Annotated in this window: 16 protein-coding genes; 5 read left to right on the top strand and 11 right to left on the bottom strand. The window is 73.5% G+C overall.

Annotated features, from left to right (window positions below; translation table 11 throughout):
* Positions 1 to 54: 54 nt before the first annotated feature.
* The 8 genes from OG490_RS08160 to OG490_RS08195 form a co-directional block, all read right to left on the bottom strand.
* Complete coding sequence (locus OG490_RS08160; RefSeq protein WP_330295611.1) at positions 55 to 1,134, bottom strand: Zn-dependent alcohol dehydrogenase; 1,080 nt, start codon at positions 1,132 to 1,134, stop codon at positions 55 to 57.
* Between the two features lie 56 nt (positions 1,135 to 1,190).
* Positions 1,191 to 2,603 (bottom strand): aldehyde dehydrogenase family protein, encoded by a 1,413-nt coding sequence (locus OG490_RS08165; protein ID WP_330295612.1) that lies wholly within the window; start codon positions 2,601 to 2,603, stop codon positions 1,191 to 1,193.
* A 101-nt stretch (positions 2,604 to 2,704) separates the two neighbouring features.
* Entirely contained in the window at positions 2,705 to 4,234 is a 1,530-nt protein-coding gene (locus OG490_RS08170; RefSeq protein ID WP_330295613.1) for a CitMHS family transporter, read from the bottom strand.
* Positions 4,235 to 4,307: 73 nt separating this feature from the next.
* Positions 4,308 to 6,530 carry a molybdopterin oxidoreductase family protein gene (locus OG490_RS08175; RefSeq protein ID WP_330295614.1) on the bottom strand — a complete coding sequence of 741 codons (2,223 nt, stop codon included), beginning with the start codon at positions 6,528 to 6,530 and terminating at the stop codon, positions 4,308 to 4,310.
* A 184-nt stretch (positions 6,531 to 6,714) separates the two neighbouring features.
* Positions 6,715 to 7,335: a TetR/AcrR family transcriptional regulator gene (locus OG490_RS08180; protein ID WP_330300826.1), complete on the bottom strand. Its 621-nt coding sequence runs from the start codon at positions 7,333 to 7,335 to the stop codon at positions 6,715 to 6,717.
* A gap of 49 nt (positions 7,336 to 7,384) precedes the next feature.
* Positions 7,385 to 8,710 carry a hypothetical protein gene (locus tag OG490_RS08185; protein ID WP_330300827.1) on the bottom strand — a complete coding sequence of 442 codons (1,326 nt, stop codon included), beginning with the start codon at positions 8,708 to 8,710 and terminating at the stop codon, positions 7,385 to 7,387.
* 271 nt (positions 8,711 to 8,981) lie between these two features.
* On the bottom strand, positions 8,982 to 9,824 hold the full coding sequence (locus tag OG490_RS08190) for a cupredoxin domain-containing protein (RefSeq protein WP_330300828.1): 843 nt from the start codon (positions 9,822 to 9,824) through the stop codon (positions 8,982 to 8,984).
* A gap of 95 nt (positions 9,825 to 9,919) precedes the next feature.
* Positions 9,920 to 12,082: a right-handed parallel beta-helix repeat-containing protein gene (locus OG490_RS08195; protein ID WP_330295615.1), complete on the bottom strand. Its 2,163-nt coding sequence runs from the start codon at positions 12,080 to 12,082 to the stop codon at positions 9,920 to 9,922.
* Between the two features lie 702 nt (positions 12,083 to 12,784).
* On the opposite strand from OG490_RS08195, the gene hmgA reads away from it, so the two are divergent.
* The gene (hmgA, locus tag OG490_RS08200) at positions 12,785 to 14,128 is read left to right on the top strand and encodes a homogentisate 1,2-dioxygenase (RefSeq protein WP_330295616.1); all 1,344 of its coding nucleotides are present in this window, start codon (positions 12,785 to 12,787) and stop codon (positions 14,126 to 14,128) included.
* Positions 14,129 to 14,193: 65 nt separating this feature from the next.
* Positions 14,194 to 14,943 (top strand): GntR family transcriptional regulator, encoded by a 750-nt coding sequence (locus OG490_RS08205; protein ID WP_330295617.1) that lies wholly within the window; start codon positions 14,194 to 14,196, stop codon positions 14,941 to 14,943.
* A 100-nt stretch (positions 14,944 to 15,043) separates the two neighbouring features.
* Here the strand turns inward: OG490_RS08205 and OG490_RS08210 are convergent, their stop codons facing one another.
* On the bottom strand, positions 15,044 to 15,205 hold the full coding sequence (locus tag OG490_RS08210) for a hypothetical protein (protein WP_330295618.1): 162 nt from the start codon (positions 15,203 to 15,205) through the stop codon (positions 15,044 to 15,046).
* A 156-nt stretch (positions 15,206 to 15,361) separates the two neighbouring features.
* On the opposite strand from OG490_RS08210, the gene OG490_RS08215 reads away from it, so the two are divergent.
* A complete protein-coding gene (locus OG490_RS08215) occupies positions 15,362 to 16,498 on the top strand; it encodes a type ISP restriction/modification enzyme (protein WP_330300829.1) in 1,137 nt (378 codons plus the stop codon).
* Positions 16,499 to 16,647: 149 nt separating this feature from the next.
* Here OG490_RS08215 and OG490_RS08220 read toward each other — a convergent pair whose 3' ends face one another.
* The gene (locus tag OG490_RS08220) at positions 16,648 to 17,598 is read right to left on the bottom strand and encodes a hypothetical protein (RefSeq protein WP_330295619.1); all 951 of its coding nucleotides are present in this window, start codon (positions 17,596 to 17,598) and stop codon (positions 16,648 to 16,650) included.
* Positions 17,599 to 17,750: 152 nt separating this feature from the next.
* On the opposite strand from OG490_RS08220, the gene OG490_RS08225 reads away from it, so the two are divergent.
* On the top strand, positions 17,751 to 18,986 hold the full coding sequence (locus tag OG490_RS08225) for a CaiB/BaiF CoA transferase family protein (RefSeq protein ID WP_330295620.1): 1,236 nt from the start codon (positions 17,751 to 17,753) through the stop codon (positions 18,984 to 18,986).
* An 84-nt stretch (positions 18,987 to 19,070) separates the two neighbouring features.
* Here the strand turns inward: OG490_RS08225 and OG490_RS08230 are convergent, their stop codons facing one another.
* Positions 19,071 to 19,340, bottom strand: a complete 270-nt coding sequence (locus OG490_RS08230) for a hypothetical protein (protein ID WP_030720225.1) — start codon at positions 19,338 to 19,340, stop codon at positions 19,071 to 19,073.
* A 250-nt stretch (positions 19,341 to 19,590) separates the two neighbouring features.
* Between OG490_RS08230 and OG490_RS08235 the strand changes: the two genes are divergently transcribed.
* Entirely contained in the window at positions 19,591 to 21,318 is a 1,728-nt protein-coding gene (locus tag OG490_RS08235) for a serine/threonine-protein kinase (protein ID WP_443065935.1), read from the top strand.
* Positions 21,319 to 21,333: the final 15 nt, after the last annotated feature.

Consider the following 21,333-nt stretch of genomic DNA (forward strand, 5'->3'; position numbering starts at 1 on the left):
CGGGAGCGATGAGGTCCGGGCCGGACCGCCAGCGGAGGCGGCGGGCGCCCGGTGTCAGAAGACGATCAGCGACCGGCCGCCCTTGCCCGCCAGCATCGCGTCGAAGGCGGCCGGGATCCCGTCGAGGGTGATGCGGTCGGTGACCATGGCGCCGAGGTCGAGCCGGCCGGCCCGGACGTGGGCGGCGATCACCGGGAGGTCGCGGGCGGGGTCGCTGTTGCCGTAGACGCAGCCGGTGAGGGTGCGGGCGAAGTGGAAGATCTCCAGCGCGTGGAAGGAGACCTGCTGCTCCTTGCCGCCGATGCCGACGACCGTCGTACGGCCGCCACGGCGGGTGGACTCCCAGGCGCCGCGGATGGTCTCGGCACGGCCCACGCACTCGATGGCGACGTCCGCGCCGTGCCCGCCGGTCAGGGACCGGATCTGCTTGGCGGTGGTGTCGGAGGCGAGCACGAACTCCGTGGCCCCGGCCGCCCGCGCCAGTTCCTCCTTGGCCGGGGAGACGTCCACGGCCACGATCGGGCCCGCCATGGCGATCCGGGCCGCCTGGAGCGCGGCGAGTCCCACCCCGCCGACTCCGAAGACGGCCACCGATTCGCCGGGGCGGACCTGGGCACTGTGGTGGACGGCTCCGTATCCGGTGAGGACGGCGCACCCGAGCAGGGCCGCCTCGGTGAGCGGGATCCCGGCCGGGGCGGGCAGTACGCAGTTGGCCGCGACCACCGTCTCCTCGGCGAAGGCGGCCACGTTCAGCCCGGGGTGCAGCTCGGTCCCCCGGGCGTCGTGGGCGTAGACCGCCCCGACCCCGGCGAGGGCCTTGACGCAGAGCCAGACCTCGCCGATCGAGCAGTGGTGGCACTCCCCGCAGGACGGGGCCCAGTTGAGGACGACCCCGTCGCCGGGCACGACATGGGTGACCCCTTCGCCGACGGCGAGCACCGTGCCCGCGCCCTCGTGGCCGAGGACGGCGGGTACGGGTACCCGCATGGTGCCGTTGGTGAGCGAGAGGTCTGAGTGACAGACCCCGGCCGCAGCGAGCCGCACCCGGACCTGCCCGGGCCCTGGATCGGGCAGCACGATGTCCCGGATCTCCAGCGGTGCTCCGACGGCGGGCAGGATGGCGGCGCGGACCATGATCGATGTCTCCGTGATTGCGGGGGCCGGGACTGAGGCGGTGAGAACTGCAGGGACTAGAACTGCAGGGACTTGGTCTGGAGGTACTCGGCGAGGCCGTGCGGGCCCAGCTCGCGGCCCACGCCCGACTGCTTGTACCCGCCGAAGGGCGCGAGCGGGTTGAAGCGGCCGCCGTTGATGTCCACCTGGCCGGTGTCCATCCGGCGGGCGAAGGCCACCGCCGTCTCCTCGTCCGCCGCCCAGACGGCTCCGCCCAGCCCGTACACGGTGCCGTTCGCGATGGCCAGGGCCTCGTCCTGGTCCTCGTAGGAGAGGATCGACAGCACCGGGCCGAAGATCTCCTCCTGGGCGATGGTCATCTCCGGCGTGACGTCGGCGAACACGGTCGGGGCGATGAAGTACCCCTGTCCGTGCGGCGCCTCGGGCCCGCCCGCGACGAGGCGTGCGCCTTCCTCCACCCCCTTGGCGATGAACCCGCGCACCCGGTCGCGCTGCTTGGCGTTGATCACCGGGCCCAGGCGGGTGCCCGGGTCGCGGGGGTCGCCGGAGGGGTACTTGGCGACGGCGGCGGCCGCGAGGGAGACGGCCTCCTCGTACTGGTCCCGGTGGACGAGCATGCGGGTGAGCGCGTTGCAGCTCTGGCCGGAGTTGTTCATGACGTGGCCCACGCCGGTCGCGACGGCCTTGGCCAGGTCGGCTCCGGGCAGGATGACGTTGGCCGATTTGCCGCCCAGTTCGAGGGCGACCCGCTTGACGGCGGCGCCGGCCGTGGCACCGATCTGCCTGCCGACGGCGGTGGATCCGGTGAAGGAGACGAGGTCGACTCCCTCGTGCGCGGCCAGGGCCTGACCGGCGACCGGGCCGGTGCCGGTCACCAGGTTGAAGACCCCGGCCGGGATCCCCGCCTCGTGCACGGCTTCGGCGAAGAGCTGTGCGGTCAGCGGGGTGTCCTCGGCCGGCTTGAGGACGAGGGTGCAGCCGGCGGCGAGAGCGGGTGCCACCTTGGCAACGATCTGGTGCAGCGGGTAGTTCCAGGGCGTGATCGCGCCGACCACACCGACCGGCTCCAGCAGCACGGTCGAGTTCCCGAGCCGCTCCTCGAAGGCGTACGAGGCCCCGAGCTCGGCGAACGAGGAGGCCACCGCGACCGGCGCCCCGACGTGGACCATCTCCGAGAAGCCCAGCGGGGAGCCGAGCTCGGCGGTGATGGTCTCGGCCAACTCGCCCTTGCGGGAGACCAGCACGTCGCGCAGGGCTCCGATCAGGGCCGCCCGCTCGGCCGGAGCCGTGGCCGCCCAGGACGGGAAGGCCGCACGTGCCGCACGTACCGCCTCGTCCACGTCCTCGGCCGTGCCCGCCGGGACCGAGGCGATGACCTGCTCGTCCGCCGGGTTGAGGACCTCGATGCGGTCGCGGCCTACGGCGGCCCGCCACTCGCCGCCTATGTACATCCCGTCGTGGGCCTTCATGGCATTCCTCCCGAGCACGCGCGAGCACGTGGACCTGTAGACGTCGCCAACACCCTACAAACTAGCGCCGGTAGTTTTGTGGGCGCCAGGGGCGGACGGGGTCAGATGATGCCGAAAAGCATCCCTGCCCCCAGGACCACCAGGGAGGTCAGAGCCGCCCATTTCACGGTGAAACGGGTGTGGTCGCCGAACTCCACCTTGGCCATGCCGACGAGGACGTATACGGCCGGAACCAGCGGGCTCGACATGTGCAGGGCCTGGCCGACCAGGGAGGCGCGGGCGATTTCGAGCGGGGACACCCCGTGCGCGGCGCCGGCCTCGGCGAGGACGGGCAGGACGCCGAAGTAGAAGCCGTCGTTGGACATGAAGTAGGTGAGCGGGAGGCTGAGCAGGCCGGTGACCAGGGCCATGTGCGGGCCCATGCCCTCGGGGATGGCACCGACGAGCCAGTCGGCCATGTGCTTGACCATGCCGGTGCCGGTGAGGACACCGGTGAAGACGGCGGCGGCGAAGACCATGCCCGCGACGTTCAGGACGTTGTCGGCGTGGGCGGCGATACGGGCCTTCTGGTCCGGCATGTGGGGGTAGTTGACGGTGAGGGCGAGGGCCGCACCGAGCAGGAAGAGCACCGGGATGGGGAGCAGCTCCATGATCATGGCGGTGAGCAGGGCGACGGTGAGGCCCGCGTTGAACCAGTAGAGGCGGGGGCGCAGGGTCGCGCGGTGCGGGTCGAGGCCCTGGAAACCGCCCTCGTCGGGGGCGGTAACGGATCCCGCGGCGGAGGCGGTGTCGGAGGCGGAGGTGGAGGCGGAGGCGGAGGCGGACGGGGTGCCGGACGCGGTGCCGGCGGCGGTGCCGACGGCGGTGGGCGGGGTGGACGGCTCGACCGGCGTACGGGTACCTCCGGCGGCCTGCCCCGTACCGGCGGCGGCGACCAGGAGCTCCTCGGCCGGCTGCGGGGCGGACTTCTCGGCCTGCTTCTCGGCCTGCTGCGGCGCGGCGCCGGGGAGCGACAGCAGGCCGAGGCGGCGGCGCTCCTTGATGCCGAGGACGTAGGCGAGAACGAAGACGAAGACCAGGCCCGCCGCGAGCGCGGGGATCATCGGCACGAAGATGTCGGCGGCGTCGAGCTTGAGGGCGGTGGCGGCGCGGGCCGTGGGGCCGCCCCAGGGCAGGGTGTTCATGACCCCGTTGGCGGTGGCCGCGACTCCGGTCATCACCACCAGGCTCATGCCGAGCCGCTTGTAGAGCGGGTACATCGCGGAGACGGTGATCATGAAGGTGGTCGACCCGTCCCCGTCGAGCGAGACGATCGCGGCGAGGACCGCCGTGCCGACCACGACGCGCATCGGGTCGGCCCTGCAGAAGCGCAGGATGCCGCGCACGATCGGATCGAAGAGGCCGACGTCGATCATGACGCCGAAGTAGACGATGGCGAACATCAGCATGGCGGCGGTCGGCGCGAGCTTGCCGACTCCGTCGATGACGTAGCCGCCGAGCTGCGCGCCCTGTCCGGCGAACACGCAGAAGAGCGCGGGGATGAGGACGAGCGCCGCGATGGGCGACATTTTCTTCAGCATGATCAGCACGAGGAAAGTCGCGATCATGGCGAAGCCGAGGAAGGTCAGCATGGGGGGAACCTAGGTGCCTCCTCCGGGGCCCAACAAGACGTCCACGCGTGAGCAATACGAGCAAAACCCCAGCTCAGGGGATGGGTGTCAGTTCGACGGGGAAACCGTTGAGCACGGCCGTCCCGGAGAGCGGGTCGAGCCGGGTGCCGTCGAGGAGCTGGTTGACGTTGACTCCGGGGGTGGCCGAGGCCACCGAGAGGCGGGTCCCGGAACGGTCGTGGCCCCACCCGTGCGGGAGGCTCACGACCCCGGCGCGGATCGAGTCGGTGACCTCGACGGGGACCTCGAGGCTGCCGCCGTCCGCGGCGATCCGGGCCCGGCCGCCGTCGGCGAGGCCGAGGCGTTGCGCGTCGTCCGGGTGGACCTGGAGGGTGCAGCGGTTGGAACCTCCGGTGAGGGCCGGGACGTTGTGCAACCAGCTGTTGTTGGACCGCAGATGGCGGCGGCCCACGAGCACCAGGGTGGCGGGGCGGTCGGCGAGCGCCGCGCGCAGCCTGGGAAGCTCGGCCGCGATCGGCTCCGGCAACAGCTCGATCCGACCGCTGCGCGTCTTGAGCAGCCCGGGAAGCCGGGGCCGCAGCGGCCCCAGATCGATCCCGTGCGGCCGCGCCCGCAGCCGCTCCAGCCCGAGGCCGGGGCCGGCGTCGAAGCGGTCGCCGTACGGGCCGAGTCGGAGCATCAGGTCGAGGCGGCGCTCGGGGCCGCTGTCGCCCGCCAGGAGTCCGGCGAGGCGCGCGGGGTCCTCACCGTGCAGCGGCGAGTGCGGGTCGGCGACCTCCCGGGCGAGGGCGCTTTGGACCGCCAGGTCGTCCACGGCCGCCGGGGCGGCCCCGTGCATGCCGGAGACGGCCAGGACCAGGCGTGCGTGGATCTCGCACTCGTCCATCCGCCCTTCCTCCAGCGGGATGGCGGGCGGCGAGTAACGGACCTGGTTGCGGATGGCGAAGGCGTTGAAGGCGAAGTCGAAGTGGGCGCTCTGCGCGGGCGGCGGCGGAGGCAGGACCACGTGCGCGTGGCGTGAGGTCTCGTTGAGGTACGGGTCGATGCTGATCATGAAGTCGAGCCCGGCCAGGGCCGCGTCGAGGCGCCGGCCGTCGGGGGCGGACAGTACGGGGTTCGCGGCGATGGAGACGAGGGCGCGGATGCGCCCCTCCCCCAGGGTCTCGATCTCCTCCGCCAGCGCGGCCATGGGGAACTCGGCCTTGGCCTCGGGGTGGCCGCTGACCCGACTGTGCCAGCGGCCGAGGCCGAAGCCCTTGCCGGGAGCGGCCGGCCGGGGTGCGCGGTCGGTCGCGGAGAGCGGGAACAGGGCGCCGCCCGGCCGGTCGAGGTTCCCGGTCAGGATGTTCAGCACGTCGACCAGCCAGCTGGCCAGCGTGCCGTACTCCACGGTACTGCTGCCGATCCGCCCGTAGACGGCGGCGGTCGGCGCGGCCGCGAGAGCGCGGGCGAGGTCGCGGATCTCTTCGGCCGGGAGGTCGCAGGCGGGGGCGACGGCCTCAGGAGTGAAACCAACGAGCGCCTCGGCGAGTTCCCCGAGTCCCAGGACGTGTTCCGCGAGCGCGCCGGGCTCGGCCGTCTTCTCGGCGAGCAGGGTGTGGGCGAGTGCGGCGAGCAGCAGCGCGTCGCTGCCGGGCCGCGGCGCGAGGTGGCGGTCGGCGAGCTTGGCGGTGCGGGTGCGGCGCGGGTCGACGACGACCAGGGTCCCGCCGCGGGCGCGCAGCGCCTTGAGCCGGCCGGGGAAGTCGGGGGCGGTGCACAGGGAGCCGTTGGACTCGACCGGGTTGGCCCCGAGGAGCAGCAGGAAGTCGGTGCGGTCGAGGTCGGGGACCGGGATGGCGAAGGGGTCGCCGAAGAGCAGCCCGCTGGAGACGTGCTTGGGCATCTGGTCGAGGGTGCTGGCGGTGAAGAGGTTCCGGGTGCCGAGGGCCTTGAGGAGCAGCGGCGGGTAGAGGTGGCCCGCCATGGTGTGGACGTTCGGGTTGCCGAGGACGACCCCGACGGACTGGGCCCCGTACTCCCGGACCAGCGCGGGGACGGCCGCCGCGATCGTCTCGTAGGCCTCCTCCCAGGTGGCCTCCCGGAGTTGGCCGTCGCGCCGGACCAGGGGGCCCCTCAGCCGGTCGGGGTCAGCGTCGAGGGCCCCGAACGCGGCGCCCTTGGGGCAGATGAAACCGCGGCTGAACACGTCCTCCCGGTCACCGCGGGCGCCGGTGACGGTGGCGCCCTCGATGGTGAGGGTGAGGCCGCAAGTGGCTTCGCAGAGGGGGCAGATGCGCAGGGCGGTGCGGGGCATGGGCCCTCCCAGGGGCGGCAGGCTGCGGCACGGGTGCGCGGGCCGTTCGGCACGCGGGCGGGCACCGAGCATACCGACCGGTAGGGACGGTGGGGAGGGGTCCACACCATCGGAACGGCGCGGGAGGGCGGGGGCGGCCGGGCCGACGGACGGGCAGCCGGGGGGGCGGTCGGCGAAGGCGCCGTCAGTCCAGGACCCGGGCCAGGTATGCGTGCATCATCGCGCGGGTTTCGGCGACGATGTCGGGGTCTCCGTCCGGATCGTTGCGGAAGGCCAGTTGGATCAGGGCGTCGGTGGCTTCGACCGCGACCAGGACGGCCCGCTGCAGGACGGGGTCCGGGGTGAGGCCCAGGTGGGCGCCGAGGAGTTCGGTGAGGCGGACGGCGACCTGGTGGTTGGGGTCGGAGGCCGGACCCTCGGACGGCGGCGCCGGGATCCCGAAGTCCACGAGGGCGAAGCCGGGAACGCTGCGCTTCATGACGAGGTACTCGTCCAGCACCGCGTCCACGACCGGCCGCCAGGCCGTGGCGGGGAGCTGGGCGAGCCGTTCCTCGATGCCGTCGGCGTAGCGGTCGAGGTTGCGGTGGGCGAGCGCGATGGCCATGGCCCGCTTGTTGCCGAAGAACCGGTAGACCGAGCCGATGGGCACGCCGGCGCGCAGGGCGACGGCCCGGGTGCTGAGGTTCTCGTAACCGGTCTCGTCGAGGAGTTCGGCGCAGGCGTCGAGGATCCGGGCGAGCCGGTCGGCGCTGCGCTGCTGGATCGGCGTCCGGCGCAGGGAGTGGGCTGGGGGCACGGGGTCCATCATGCCGCTCCTGGATGTCCGGCTCGGCGGCGGTGTCGGTCGGGAGCCTTCAGTTCAGGAGCAGGCTGAGGCCGCCGACCGTGTACGTGATCATCAGCGCGAGCAGCGGCAGCTGTCCGGCCACGGCTTTCGCGGGTGGGAAGAGGCGTACAGAACGGTCGTGCGCGGCGATCACACCGAGCACGTGGCCGGTGACGACGGCGATGACCTGGAGGGCGGCGAGAGCGCCCGGACCCAGTGGTGGCAAGGGTTCCGGGGCGCTGTCAGTGCCGAGTGCAACGATGACTGTGCGTGGTCCTTCGGTTACCAGGAGGGAGAAGTAGTGGGCGACGAGATAGCCGAGCGCGATCGGTACGAGTGAGTGGGCGAAGGCGGTCAGCGGGCCGGGGTGCGGACCGCAGACGAGGCGGGTGACCGCCGCGCAGAGGCAGTAGAGGGCGGCGACGAGGGTGACGGACCCGAGGAGTCCGAGCGAGGCCGCGGGGGTGCGGCCGAGGGGGGAGGTCTGGATCGCGTTGATCCACGAGGGGCTGTCGGAGAAGCCGTCGTAGGCGGTGGATCCGAGCAGGACGCAGACGGTGGCGACGAGTCCGGGCCGCTCGGGCGTCGCGTCGAGTCCATGGAAGGGGTTACGGAGAACCAGGCGGCCGTCGCTGCGACGGCCGAGGGGGGAGAGCCCGGCCAGGAGGGCCGAGTACACCTCGAAGGCGTCCCCGTCGGCGAACCAGCGCTCGCCGAAGCGGGCGGCGAGCAGGAGCTGGACGGCGGCGTAGCCGGTCAGGGCTATCAGGAGGGTGGTGGTGGAGGCGGGATCGGGAGAGACCAGCTCGAGCCAGGTGAAGGCGAACAGCCCGGCGGCGGCGGGCCATTGCCCCAGCCGGGCGGGAAGGGGGCGGGGCGCCGGCTGCCACAGCCGGGAGAGCAGCCGGTGCAGGGCGCGGAGCGGGCTGAGGAGGCGCCAGACGGGACCGAAGAGGAGGGATGCGGGGACGAGACCGACCCAGAGGAGGACGTAGACGGCGCCGGGAGCGGGGTTGCGGGCGGGGTCGTCGGGACCGAGGAGGAGGTGGAGGAGGACAGCGAGCGCACCCGCGAGGCCGAGGCCTCGCAAGGCGCCACGGGTGGCTGGCGCGTCGGCCACCCGCTGGAGCCGGGCGGGCAGGGCCATGCCGGAGCGGTCGCCTCGGAAGCGGGAGGCCGACCAGAGGAGAGCGAGTGCGAGGAAGGAGACGAAGAGCGCGGTGAAGGCGCCGGCGAACGCGTAGAAGGGAGAGATGGGCAGATCGTGCTGGGAGCCGATGCCGTGCGCGAGCACGGTGAGCGGGTCGGCCGGGTGAAGGACCACGCCCTGGCCGTAGCCGCCGCCGGACGGCATGTGCGGAAGGTTCCCCGGCACGGGCCGGGACGCGAGCGGGAGCCCTGCGGACCGGACCGGGGCCGCGGCGGCCACCTCGGCCACCGCTGCCACGAGCGGGGTCACCACCGGGCCACCGGGACCGGGACCGGGGCGCCCGCCGGGCCGACCGCTGGGCCGCACGCCGGGCTGACCGCTGGGCCACGCGCCGGGCCGCACGCCGGGAGGCGGGCGGGAGTTCCGGGGAACACATCCGGGGTGGATGTGTGTCGTGGTGCGGGGCGGAGGGCGGTCATCGCACGAGGAGTTGGGTCAGGACGAGGTCGGACGCGTGGGTCTCGACCTCGAAGAGGCCCGTGCGGTCGGCCGTCAGGATCAGGGTGGCCTCCTGGCCTGCCGGCAGGGCGAGCTCCTTGTCGAAGCCGTGGACGTGCAGGGTGTCCGCGCGGTCGCTGGTGACGCGCAGGGCAACGCGTTCGCCGCGCTTCACCTCGACGCGGCCCGGGGCGGGGGTGACCTTGCCGTCCCGGATGGTGATCACGACCGGGCGGTCGGCCTGTGCCTGCGCCTCCGGGGACGGAGACACGGGTGCGGGTGAGGGTGAGGGCGGGGCCGAAGGCGAGGCCGGGGGGTGGCTGTGCCCGGTCTGACCCGGGGCCGCGGTGAGCTGGAGGGTGCCCTCGACCGGCTTGCCGGCGACGGCCCAGGCGGTGTGGTCGTCCGCGTAGAGGCGGACGGTCAGGGTGTGCGCGCCCTCGGGGACCTGCGCCGCGGGCAGGTGGAACCAAGGGCCGTACAGGCGGGCCAGTTTGTGGCCGTCCAGCTCCAGGTGCGCATGCCCGGCACCCGGGAGGGCGGCGCCGCCGACGCTGTCGGGGGTGAAGCGGAAGTTCTTCACCGTCAGCTGGAGGTTCCAGCCGTCCTCGGAGTCCGGCCGGGCGGTGAGCTGGACCTCCGGCGCGCCCTCGGCCGGGACCTCGCGAAGCCGGTGGCCGGCGCCGTCATCGGTGGTGAGCAGCGTGCCCACGCTGCCGGAGGCCTGCTCGTGGCTGGTGCCGGGCTTGTGGTGGGTGGTGGCCCGCCCACCACAGCCCGCCACCGCGCCGCCGGCCAGGAGCACGGCCAGCGCCAGCAGTGCGGCGGTGCGGCCCGCCCGCCGGTTCCGGCGCGGCGGCGTGGCGCAGCCGTCGCACCGGAACCGGATGTCGGGGTGGTCGTCCGGGGTGCCGGTCACCGCTGCTCCCCCGCGGCCGCGCCGGGCTCCGGGTCGGCCGGGGCCGCAGCCTCGGCCTGCGCACTCAGCGCCGGGGCCGGTCCGGCCGGGACCGGGACACGGTCGCCCGCCGGGTCGCCGCCCGGGCCCTCGGGGCGAACCGGGGTGCCGCCCGGCCGGGCGGAGGCGATGACGGCCCAGAGAACCCACACCACCGCGACGAGGCCTCGTATCCAGGCGGGGCTGAGGGGGATCCAGGGGATCATCAGGACGGCCTTGTCGAAGGCGTCGAGGAGGGTGAGCGCGCCCAGGAGCAGGGTCAGGCGCGCCAGCCAGGGCCGGGCGGGGCGCAGGGCGAGGCCGACGCCGGTCCACCACAGGCCGAGGCAGAGCAGCGCCAGGGCGGGCACCGGGCCGGCGACCAGCCCCATGGTGGAGCCCGCCACGTCCAGGACCAGGCCGGCGAGGCCGAGCAGGGTGGCCGTGGTGGCCAGCCGGGAGGCGCGCAGACGGCGCCACCACAGGAGGCCGCCGACCAGGAGCAGGACCACCGCCACGGCGAGGGCGATCTGGGTCTCCACCCGCTGGAGGCCCCGGGCTCCGTACCAGTCGCAGCCGGCGGGGAGTTTGCGCGCCTGCACGTTGTAGTCCGCGCAGACGAGGAGCTGGGCCAGCTTCACCGGTTCGCCGGCCAGCCGGGCCGAGCCGCCGGAGACCGCGCCCCGGGTCCCGCCGCACTCCGGGAGCGTGCCCGGGGTGGAGCCGTCCGGGCCCTGCTGCCAGCAGTTGCCGCGCCCCTGGCCGTCCCACCACACGTCCATGCCGTTGGGGCGGGAGGCTCCGGACTTGTCCTTGCCGAGGATGTTGCCGGCGTAGCGGTTGTGGTGGGAGGTGTCCGCCTGCTTGGACAGCTTCTCCTCGCCCCGGATGAAGGCGGGCACGGCCGTGAGGAAGAAGCCCGCGCGCTGGTGCCCGTAGACCCAGTTGTTCTCGTAGAGGTTCCAGTTGCCGCCGGCGGTGATGATGCCGGTGCCGGGGGGCATGGAGATCTGCGGGCAGACCACGCCCTGCTCGTAGCCGCGCTCGATCGGCGGTTTGGCGCAGGTGCCGTCGGCGACGTAGTGGTAGTAGTCGGCGTTGTTGTCGTGGATCAGGTTGCGCTCGAAGTGGGCGTGGTTCTGCGGGAGTCCGGGGTGACCGGGGAAGGCGCTGTCCATCGAGGCGCCGCCCATGTTCTGGTCGAACTCGTTGTCGTGCACCCACACCGAGTCGCCCGCGGTGCCGGAGTAGCCGACCATGTTGTGGTGGCTGTGGCAGCCGGTGATCTCGATGGAGTAGCGGGGGACGTCGTAGCCGCGGCCGTCGTTGATGTTGGAGGCGCTGCCCGGGTAGATGCCGGAGTCGCCGTTCCCGTAGGACTCGCAGTTCTTGTACAGGCCGTGGTCGCTGGCGAAGGTCAGGAAGCCGTACTCGTCGTTCCAGCGGGTCAGGACGTCGTCGATGACGAAGCCGTCGCCCGCCAGCACGTACAGCGAGTTGAAGGTGGTGCGCTGCGCGGTGAAGTTGCGGAAGTAGATGCCGTTGGACTTGTCGGCGCGGATCGCGTTCAGCTTCTGGTACTTGGCGTCGATGACCACGTCCTGCCGGGAGGCTCCGGTGCCCTCGATCTGGAGGTTGGTCTTGCCGAGGATGGCGACGAGGTTCTGGTTGTGGCGGCAGGCCGCCTGCTGCTCGTAGCTCAGGATCTGGTAGCCGAGCGAGGAGTTGGGGGCCTTGAGCGAGGCGCACTCCCCGGTGGGCTTGGGGAGCGAGGGCTCCTCCTCGTAGAGGCCGGGGAGGATCGCGATGTTCATGCCCGGCCGGTCCACGGCGTCGACGGCGGCCTGGAGGTCCCGGTAGCCGTTCTTCTCGCAGCGTTCGTAGAGGGCGAGGTTGCGCTGCTTGAGGTCGTCCGGATAGGCGGATATCCGGCGCTCGAAGGCGGGCCGGTCCGTCTTGCAGACGATCAGGTCGGGCTCACCGGCCCGGTACTGGGGTACGGAGCCGGTTCCGTCGGGGAGCTCGACGGGGCGTTCCTCGTGCGCGCGGGCGACGGGCGCGGCGACGAGGAGGGACAGGAAGGCTAGGAGGGCGGCGAGGAGAGCCGCCGGCACGGCAGGAAACCTGCGGGTCCACGACATGCGCGTGAGAGTAGAGGAATGTTCACCTTTTCGGATCCCCTCGCGCGTCAATCGGCCCCGACCTGACCAACTCGATATCCGACGGCCCCCGTTCGGACGAGGACGGGTCGCCCCATACCGGGATGTTCCGCCGGGAGGGGATGATGAGGAGCCGGGCAAGGAGCGGGCCGCCACTCCAGGACGACGACGGGTCGCGGCCTGACTTCAGCGGGGCGCGGGCGGCGGGGCGCGGGCGGCGGGGCCGTGGACTGCACGGCGCGGGCAGCGCGGTTCGGGCAGCGACTGGCAGGCGGCGACTGGCGAGCCGGGGCCGCGGGCCCCGACCGGCAGCCCGTGGCCAAAAGTCGCTGACAGCTACCGGCAGGCCACGCGCAGGGTCGGCGAGGCCAAGCCGGCGAGGCCCGCCTCAGGCAGCGGCCGGCAAGCCGCAGGCGACGGTCGACTGCCACCAAACCTCACGCAGCGGCTGACGAGTCGCACCCACCAGGCCACAGGCAGGGCAGCCAGCAGCAGGAAGCGATCAGCCGCAGGCCGGGGCCGCAGGCCGGGGCCGCAGGCCGGGGCCGCAGGCCGGGGCCGCAGGCCGGGGCCGCAGGCCGGGGCCGCAGGCCGGGGCCGCAGGCCGGAATGATCCCGTTGACGTGTCGGCGTGGGAATCCTACTGTCAGACATAGGATTCCTTCGGTAGATCGGGAGCGGGCAATGAGCGGCGACGGCGGTAGCAGTGGTGGCGGCACGGGACTGGCCGGGAAGACGGCCGAGGGGTTGTCCTACCTCACCGGCTTCGGCAACGAGCACAGCTCGGAGGCCGTGACCGGAGCGCTTCCGATCGGCCGGAATTCGCCGCAGCGCTCCCCCCTCGGCCTGTACGCCGAGCAGCTCAGCGGCAGTGCGTTCACCGAGCCCCGGTCCCACAACCGCCGCTCCTGGCTCTACCGGATCCGCCCCTCGGCCGCGCATCCGCCCTTCACCCGGACCGGGAACGGCTCCCTGCGCACCGGGCCCTTCACCGAGGCTCCGGCGGACCCCAACCGGCTGCGCTGGAACCCGTTGCCCGACCCGGCCCCCGGCACGGACTTCGTGGCCGGCCTCTGGACGCTGGGCGGCAACGGCGACGCCGCCCAGCGCACCGGCATGGCCATTCACCTCTACTCCGCCAACTCCCCCATGACCGACCGGGTGTTCAGCGACTCCGACGGCGAGTTGCTGATCGTCCCCGAGCGCGGCGGGCTGCTGCTGCGCACCGAGTTCGGGCTGCTGAGCGCCCGTCCCGGCGAGATGGCCCTGATCCCGCGCGGGGTCCGCTTCCGCGTGGAGCTCCAGGACGAGACCGCCCGCGGCTACGTCTGCGAGAACTACGGCCGCCCCTTCGAGCTGCCCGACCTGGGCCCGATCGGCGCCAACGGGCTGGCCGCCGCGCGTGATTTCCGGGCGCCCGTAGCGGCGTACGAGGACCACGAACGCCCGACCGAGGTGATCAACAAGTTCTGCGGCAACCTCTGGACGGCGACCTACGACCACTCGCCGCTCGACGTGGTCGCCTGGCACGGCACGCACGTCCCGTACGTCTACGACCTGCGCAGTTTCAACGTCCTCGGCTCCATCAGCTACGACCACCCCGACCCGTCGATCTTCACCGTGCTGACCTCGCCCTCCGATACCCCGGGCCTGGCGGGCGTGGACTTCGTGGTCTTCGCCCCGCGCTGGCTGGTCGGCGAGGACACCTTCCGCCCGCCGTACTTCCACCGGAACGTGATGAGCGAGTACATGGGCCTGATCGAGGGGGCCTACGACGCCAAGGCGGAAGGTTTCGTCCCCGGCGGCGGCTCGCTCCACAACATGATGTCCGCGCACGGCCCGGACCGGGAGACCTTCGACCGGGCGAGCGCCGCCGAGCTGAAGCCGCAGAAGATCGACGACGGCCTGGCCTTCATGTTCGAGACCCGCTGGCCGATCACCGCCACCGCCCAGGCCGCCGGGGCGGATCACCTCCAGAGCGGATACGACAATGTCTGGGAGGGTCTCCAGCGCCACTTCCGCGCCTAACATCAGAACCCGCCGCACCCCCGCCGGACCCCGTCGTACAGACCCCGTCGTACGGAGAACCACCCGTGACCGCCTTCGCCCCCGACTCGCTGGTACTGAACCGGAAGCTGCCGCTCTGGTACCAGGTCTCCCAGTCGCTGCGCGCCTCGATACTCGGGCGCACCGCGGACGCCTCGCTGCGCCTGCCCACCGAGGAGCGGCTCGCCGAGCACTACGGGGTGAGCGTGCTGACCATGCGGCAGGCCCTCAAGGAGCTGGAGACCGAGGGCCTCATCAGCCGCCACCGGCGGCGCGGGACCTTCATCGAGCCGGCGGCGATGCGCGGCGCCCCGGTCCGGCTGCTGGGGTCGGTGGACGCGATCGTGGCGCAGCAGTCGGGCGACCGTACAACGATTCTCGGCCATGCGCGGACGGCGGTGTCCGGGGAACTGCTGGAGCACTTCCCGGACACGCCGGAGGTGGTCACGTACCGCAGGCTGCGCCACGACAGCGAGAGCGGCGAGCCCACCAACTGGGCGGAGAACGCGGTCCGTCCGGAGCTGGCGGAGGCGATCGACCTCGCGGACCTGGAGCGCTGGCCGATGACGAAGGTGCTGCGCGACATCGCCAAGGTCGAGATCAGCCGGATCACGGACACCGTCGAGGCGCGGCTCGCGGACCCGGTCACCGCCGAGCTGCTCCAGGTGCCCCTGCTGAGCCCGATCCTGCACTACACGGGCGTGACGTACGACAAGGGCGGCCGGGTGGTCGACGTGGCGCGCATCCGCTACCGCGGCGACCGCTTCTCCTTCACCGTGACGGTCGACGCACACTGACCGACGGTCGACGCGCACCGACCGACGGTCGACGCGCACCGACCGGCCGCTGACCGACCGGCCGCCGTAGGACCGTACGGCCGGTCGGCCGGGATACGGGCTACTTCTCCTCGCCCTCCGTGCCCCGCTCGCCCTCCGCCTGCGAAGGCGTGGTCCGCATCGTCTGGGCGTGGCGCTGCTTCTTCTGCTGTTCGTCCATGTCCTCGTCGAGCCGCTCCCCCTCCGCCTGCGACGGGGTCGAGTACTCGTCGTACTGGCTCATGACCGCCTCCCGGGTCTCCCGGAGTGCCTCGGATTCCCTACACAAGGAGCCTAACTCTCCGGCCTGGGCGCGGCCCGGCCACGGAGCGGCGTCGCTACCATCGGCCGGGTGAGCGCTGACGCACCACTTCCACAGGTCCCGCTGCTGGACGATCTGATGCCCTGGGCCGTGGGTTCCCTGCGCCTGGGCCGGGCCTGGGTGGCGGCACCCGACCCGGCGACCCTGCGGGCCCGCTGGGCCGCCCTGGCGGGCGCCGCCGGGGCCGAGCGGGAGCGGCTGTTCCGCCCGACGCGGGCCCGGACCCCGGGTGCCGGGGCCGCCGCGCTGCCGGGCCAGCGCGCGGGCTCGACCGCCCGCTTCACGGACGTGCCCGGCCCCTGCCCGGAGCCCGTACGGGTCCTGCGCGAGCCCTTCGACGAGCAGTGGCTGCTGCCCGACCAGCGGTTCATCGACCTGGCCCGCCCGGAGCTGTGGCGGGTCCTGGACGAGCACCAGCTGTTCGTCATGGAGCCCCCGCAGACCGCCGGGCCGCCCCTGGTCAGCGCGCACCTACCGGCCGGGCGGCTCGGCCGGATCCGGCCGCTGCACCGCAGGCCGGGCGGCGCCGAGCCCAATCTCGCCCCCGGCCTGCTGCCGCTGCTGGGCGAGCACTACGGCACCTGGGTCACCCCCGAGGACGTGCTCTGCTGGATCCTCGCCGCGGGCCGCCCGGGACCCGGGGGGTACGAGGTCCCGCTCACCGCCGATCCCGCGTGCTGGCGGGCCGGGCTGGAGCTGGGCCACCGGCTGCTCTCCGTCCAGCTGCGCGGGGCCCGCGGGGGCGAGCCGCCCCGACTGCCCGGCGGACGCCGGCCCTACGTCCGCTCCGCGCTGCCCGCGTGGCCGCGCGAGCTCTCGTACGACCCGGAGACCGAGACCCTGGACATCGGCGGCGGGACCCTCTCGCCCGTCCCGGCCGGGGCCTGGGAGTACGAGGTCCAGGGCGTCCGGGTCCTGGAGTCCTGGTTCGCGGCCCGGCTCGCCCACCGGGACCCGGAGGCCGACGGGCTGGAGGCGCTGGGTCCGGCCCAGTGGCCGCAGGGCTGGACCTCGGAGCTGCTGGCCCTGGTGACCACCCTGGCGCTGCTGGCCGATCTGGCACCGGAGCGGGCCGCGTTCGAGGCCGGGCCGCCGCTGGAGGCCGCCGGGCTGCGCGCGGCCGGGATCCTGCCGCCGCCGCGCTGGGCCCGGCGCCCGGCTTCGGTCCTGGACCACCAGGAGGAGGGGCCCGGCGGCCAGTTCGCGCTGCTCTGAGCGCTGAGCCCGGAGGCCGGAGCCCGGAGCCCGGAGTCGGCGGGCCCTTGGTGGCTGCCCTGCGGGGCAAGTCCCCTACCCGCCCTTCCACCGTTCCCCGGGGCTCCGCCCCGGACCCCGCGCCTCAAACGCCGGCGAGGCTGAAAGGACTACGGGACCGGGGACACCGGCACCTGGACGGTCCGCTGGACGGATACGGTGCCGCCCGCGTCGAGTGCGTCGGCCACGTGGAGCTGGACGTCGGCGGTGAAGCGGCAGCCGATGGCGGCGATGCCGCACACCCGGTAGCGGACCACGACGGCCTTCTCGGTACCGGCGGGCACGGCGCCCACCGTCTGGGGCACGGTGCCGATCCGGGTGATCCCGGGGGCGGTCGGCGGCGCGTCGGTCAGGACCACGCCGAAGGCGTCACCCGGTCCCGTGTTGCGGATCCGGTACTCGACGCTCAGCGTCCGCGAGAGGTAGTTGAACGGGCCGCCCCAGAAGGCCCGGTGGGTCACGGCGAGCGTGGGCTGCAGGACGTCGGCGGTGCCGAGGAGCTGCAGGGTCCACGCCCTGCCGCCGCCTACGGTGATTCCCGCGGTGATGCTGAAGGTGCCCGAGCCGGTGGCCTGGCGGTAGGAGTTGCCCGCCGCGGTGTCGGCGACGACGGTCCAGGTGCCGGTCCCGCTGACGTTCGTCCCGTTGCTGGTCATGCTCGGCGAGGCGCAGCTTCCGCTGCTCAGGGCCAGCGTCAGGCTGCCGCGGGCGTTGGTGAGGGTGACCCGGCCGTCGGAGCCGCGCAGCGCCGCCTGGGTGGAGCCGAGCAGGACCGGCAGGTCGAAGGCCAGTTGGCTCGGGAGCGAGGAGAAGGCTCCCGCCGGGACCGACTGGCTGCCGGTGACGCGGCGGGTCTCCGTGAGGGGGCCGCTCGTGCAGTCGGAGCCGGTGCTCGTCACGTTGGCGTCGGTGTTGGAGACGGAGATGCCCAGCGGCTGCGGGGCGAGGCCCGCAGCCGTCGCCGGGGCCGCCCCCAGCACCAGACCGGCCAGCAGCGCCATCACCACGACCGCCACCCGCCGGACGGCGGAACGCGGATTCGGTGCGGTCGAACGTCTCATGGGCAACCCTTCGAACAAAGCGATGGACGGGGCGAGGGACGAGGCGAGGGACGAAGACGCGCCATACCATACGCAGACAAATCCCCCGCAGTGTGGGATATCTACCCGCCGTGTGGTGACAGGTCCCGGTCCGAACCGGTAGGGAGGGGTCCATGACTCCCGACACCCGCGACGACACCGGCGACGGCACCCTCGCCACCGACCCGCTCCCCCTCGACGGCATCACCGTCGTCTCCGTCGAGCAGGCGATCTCGGCCCCCTTCGCCACCCGCCAGCTCGCCGACCTGGGCGCCCGGGTCATCAAGGTGGAGCGGCCCGACGGCGGTGATTTCGCGCGCGGCTACGACACCGCCGCACACGGCCTCGCCTCGCACTTCGTGTGGGCCAACCGGGGCAAGGAGTCGATCGCGCTCGACCTGAAGGATCCGCGCGGCCGCGAGGTGCTGCACGGACTGCTGGACGGCGCCGACGTGTTCGTGCAGAACCTCGCCCAGGGCGCAGCCGCCCGGCTCGGGCTCGACTCGGCGGCGCTGTGCGGGCGTTACCCGCGGCTGGTCGCCGTGGACGTCTCGGGATACGGACCCGAGGGCCCGTACGCCCACAAGCGCGCCTACGACATGCTCGTCCAGTGCGAGGCGGGGCTGGTCTCGGTGACCGGCACCCCGGAGCGGCCCGTCAAGGCCGGCATCCCGGCGGCGGACATCGCGGCCGCCATGTACGCCTTCTCAGGGGTGCTCGCGGCCCTGTTGCGGCGCGGGGTGACCGGGCGCGGGGGCCGGGTGGAGGTGTCGATGCTGGACGCGCTCGCCGAGTGGATGGGGCATCCGCTGCACCACACGATGCACGGCGGGCAGCAGCCGGTGCGGACGGGCCTCGCGCACGCCGTGATCGCGCCCTACGACGCCTACCCGACGGCGGACGGGGACCGGGTGCTGCTGTCGGTGCAGAACGACCGGGAGTGGCGGCGGCTCGCGGAACAGGTGCTGGAGCAGCCGGAGTTGGGCGAGGATCCGGGATACGCGACGAACGCGGCGCGGACCGCGAACCGGGAGAAGACCGACGCGGTGGTGGCCGAGGCGCTGGCCCGGCTCGGCGCGGACGAGGCGATCGGCCGGCTGGAGGCGGCGGGCATCGCCTGCGCGCGGCTGAACTCGGTGGCACAGCTGGCCGCGCACCCCCAGCTGGCGGCCCGGGACCGCTGGCGGGAGGTGGGCTCGCCTGCGGGTCCGCTGCGGGCCCTGCTGCCGCCGATCGGGCTGCCCGGCGGCGCGGCACCGCACATGGGTGCGGTGCCCGCGCTCGGCGAACACACCGAATCCCTGCTGCACGCCCTGGGGATGACGGGCGAACAGATCACGGCATTGCGCCGGGACGGTGTGGTTCGCTGACTGGGCAGGGTCGATCGGACTGCCGATCAGGCCGGGGACGGAGCGGTTTCGCTGCCGGGACGGGACTGCTGACGGTGCGGACGGTTACGAACGGCGGCTGCCGAAGAGCGTGCGACGCAGCCGCCTCAGCGGCGCGAAGAGCGAAACGCGCGCGCTGCGGCTCCGCAGCCGGTGCGTGTGGTCGCGCGAGGTGAGCTCCCGCATGAGCAGCGTCGCCTCGGCGGTCTCCCGGTGCGGGACGGCGGGACCGCCCAGCACGGCAAGGTGGCGGTCGAGGCGCGAGCTGGTCGCACCGCTTCCGCACGTGATGGCAGGCACGCGAGGCGGCCTGCTGCGCATTGCTATCTGTTCCATGTCTCTCCCCACCCGTACGAGGGCACCCGGCCCACCGGGCAGGGTAACCCTACCGCCCCCACGTCGCGCGCGGGTATCCCGGTGGTGTGAATTGCCCGTGCGGTGACCGGGAGTTGACGACTACTCAGCGGAGTCGACAGTCACTCTCCGCATAGAGCGCCCGACTCCTGTCACGGCAGGGGTCACGCCGCGCCCACTGCGCTAACTTGGAGTGATCGTCCGGTAACGCATCTGTGGACGCGCGTGAATGATGAGGATTGCGGTGACTGAGTCCGCGTCGAACGAGGGCGGGAGCGTCGAGCGCGTCATCGCCGGGCGGTACCGCCTGCTGGGCCCGCTCGGGCGCGGTGGAATGGGGATGGTGTGGCGGGCCCGGGACGAGGTGCTGGGCCGCGAGGTCGCCGTCAAGGAGGTGCGCGCGCCCGCCGGAATGGACCCCGCCGAGGTGGGCCGGATGTACCGGCGCCTGGAACGGGAGGCCTGGGCCGCGGCCCGCGTCTCGCACCGCGGGGTCGTCACCGTCTACGACGTGGCCACCGAGGACGGCCGGCCCTGGATCGTGATGGAGATCGTACGGGGCCTCTCGCTCGCGGAGGTGCTGGAGGCGGACGGGCCGCTCCCCCCGCAGCGGACCGCGCACATCGGCGAACAGGTGCTGGCCGCGCTGCGCTCGGCGCACGAGGCCGGGGTGCTGCACCGGGACGTGAAGCCGGGCAACGTGCTGATCGCCAACGACGGCCGGGTGGTGCTCGGGGACTTCGGGATCGCGAGCCTGGAGGGATCCAGCGCCATCACCATGACGGGCGAGGTGGTCGGGTCCCCCGAATTCCTGGCGCCGGAGCGGGCGTTGGGGCAGGAGCCAGGTCCCGAGTCGGATCTGTGGGCGCTCGGGGTGATGCTGTACACCGCCGTCGAGGGCGTCTCGCCGTTCCGCAGGGACACCCCGCTGGCCACGCTGCGGGCCGTGGTGGACGAGGAGTTCCCGCCGCCGCGGGCGGCCGGGGCGCTGACGCCCGTACTGGAGGGACTCCTGGTCAAGGATCCCGCCGGGCGGCTGCCCGCTGCGGAGGCTGCCCGGATGCTGCGGATCATCGGCGCCGGAGGGACCGTACGGGCCTCCGGCGGGCCGGTGTCGGGGCCGGCCGCGGGACCGGGGCCCGGGTGGACGGGACCGGACTCCCCGACCTCCGTCGCAGCGCACCGGTACGGCCGCCACACCCCGCCGATGCCCGCTCCGATGCCGATGCCCGGGCCGGCTCCCGCGCCGGTGCCCGGGAGCACGGTCCCGCCGCCGGCCCGGCAGGGGCGGGCCGGGGCGGTCCTGACCGGCGGGATCGTGCTGATGCTGGTGGCGCTGGCCATGCTGGGCTGGCTGCTGCTGAGGGACCGCGGGGGCACCGGCGGCGACGGGGGCGGCCCGACGGGTGCGCCGACCGCCTCGCAGAGCGGTTCGCCCTCCCCGAGCCCCTCTGCGACTCCTTCCCCGAGCCCGACGCCGAGCCCCTCCCCCTCCGGGTCCCCCTCGGCCTCCGCCGCGCCGAATTTCACCGTGTCGGCCGTCCAGGCGGTCCGGGACAGCTACCGCGGCGCCTGCCCGCCGCCCGCCACCGGTGCGCCCGCCTTCAGCGCCACCGTCGCGGTGGACCGCACCCCGGCCGTGCTGGAGTACCGCTGGGCCACCCGGAGCGGGGAGACCACCGGTCCCGGCTGGCAGTCCGTCAACTACCCGGCGGGCGGCCCGGCGAGCCTGCGCCTGGACCACACGGAGCTCACGTACCAGGAGGACACGGCCTACCGGGATGCCGTGCGGCTGGAGATCCGGACCCCGGGGGCGGCCGCTCCGGAGGCGGCTTCCGCCTGGCTGGAGTTCTCGGTGACGTGCGAGGAGGAGACCCCGAGCGCCGGGACCTCCTCCCCTGGAACCTCCGGACCGAGCGGCTCCCCGTCACCGAATCCGGGTCCGACCGTCAGCCCGTGACCGTGCGTCCCCTCT

Origin of the sequence: Streptomyces sp. NBC_00503 (assembly GCF_036346895.1) — a bacterium.
Taxonomy (GTDB): domain Bacteria; phylum Actinomycetota; class Actinomycetes; order Streptomycetales; family Streptomycetaceae; genus Streptomyces.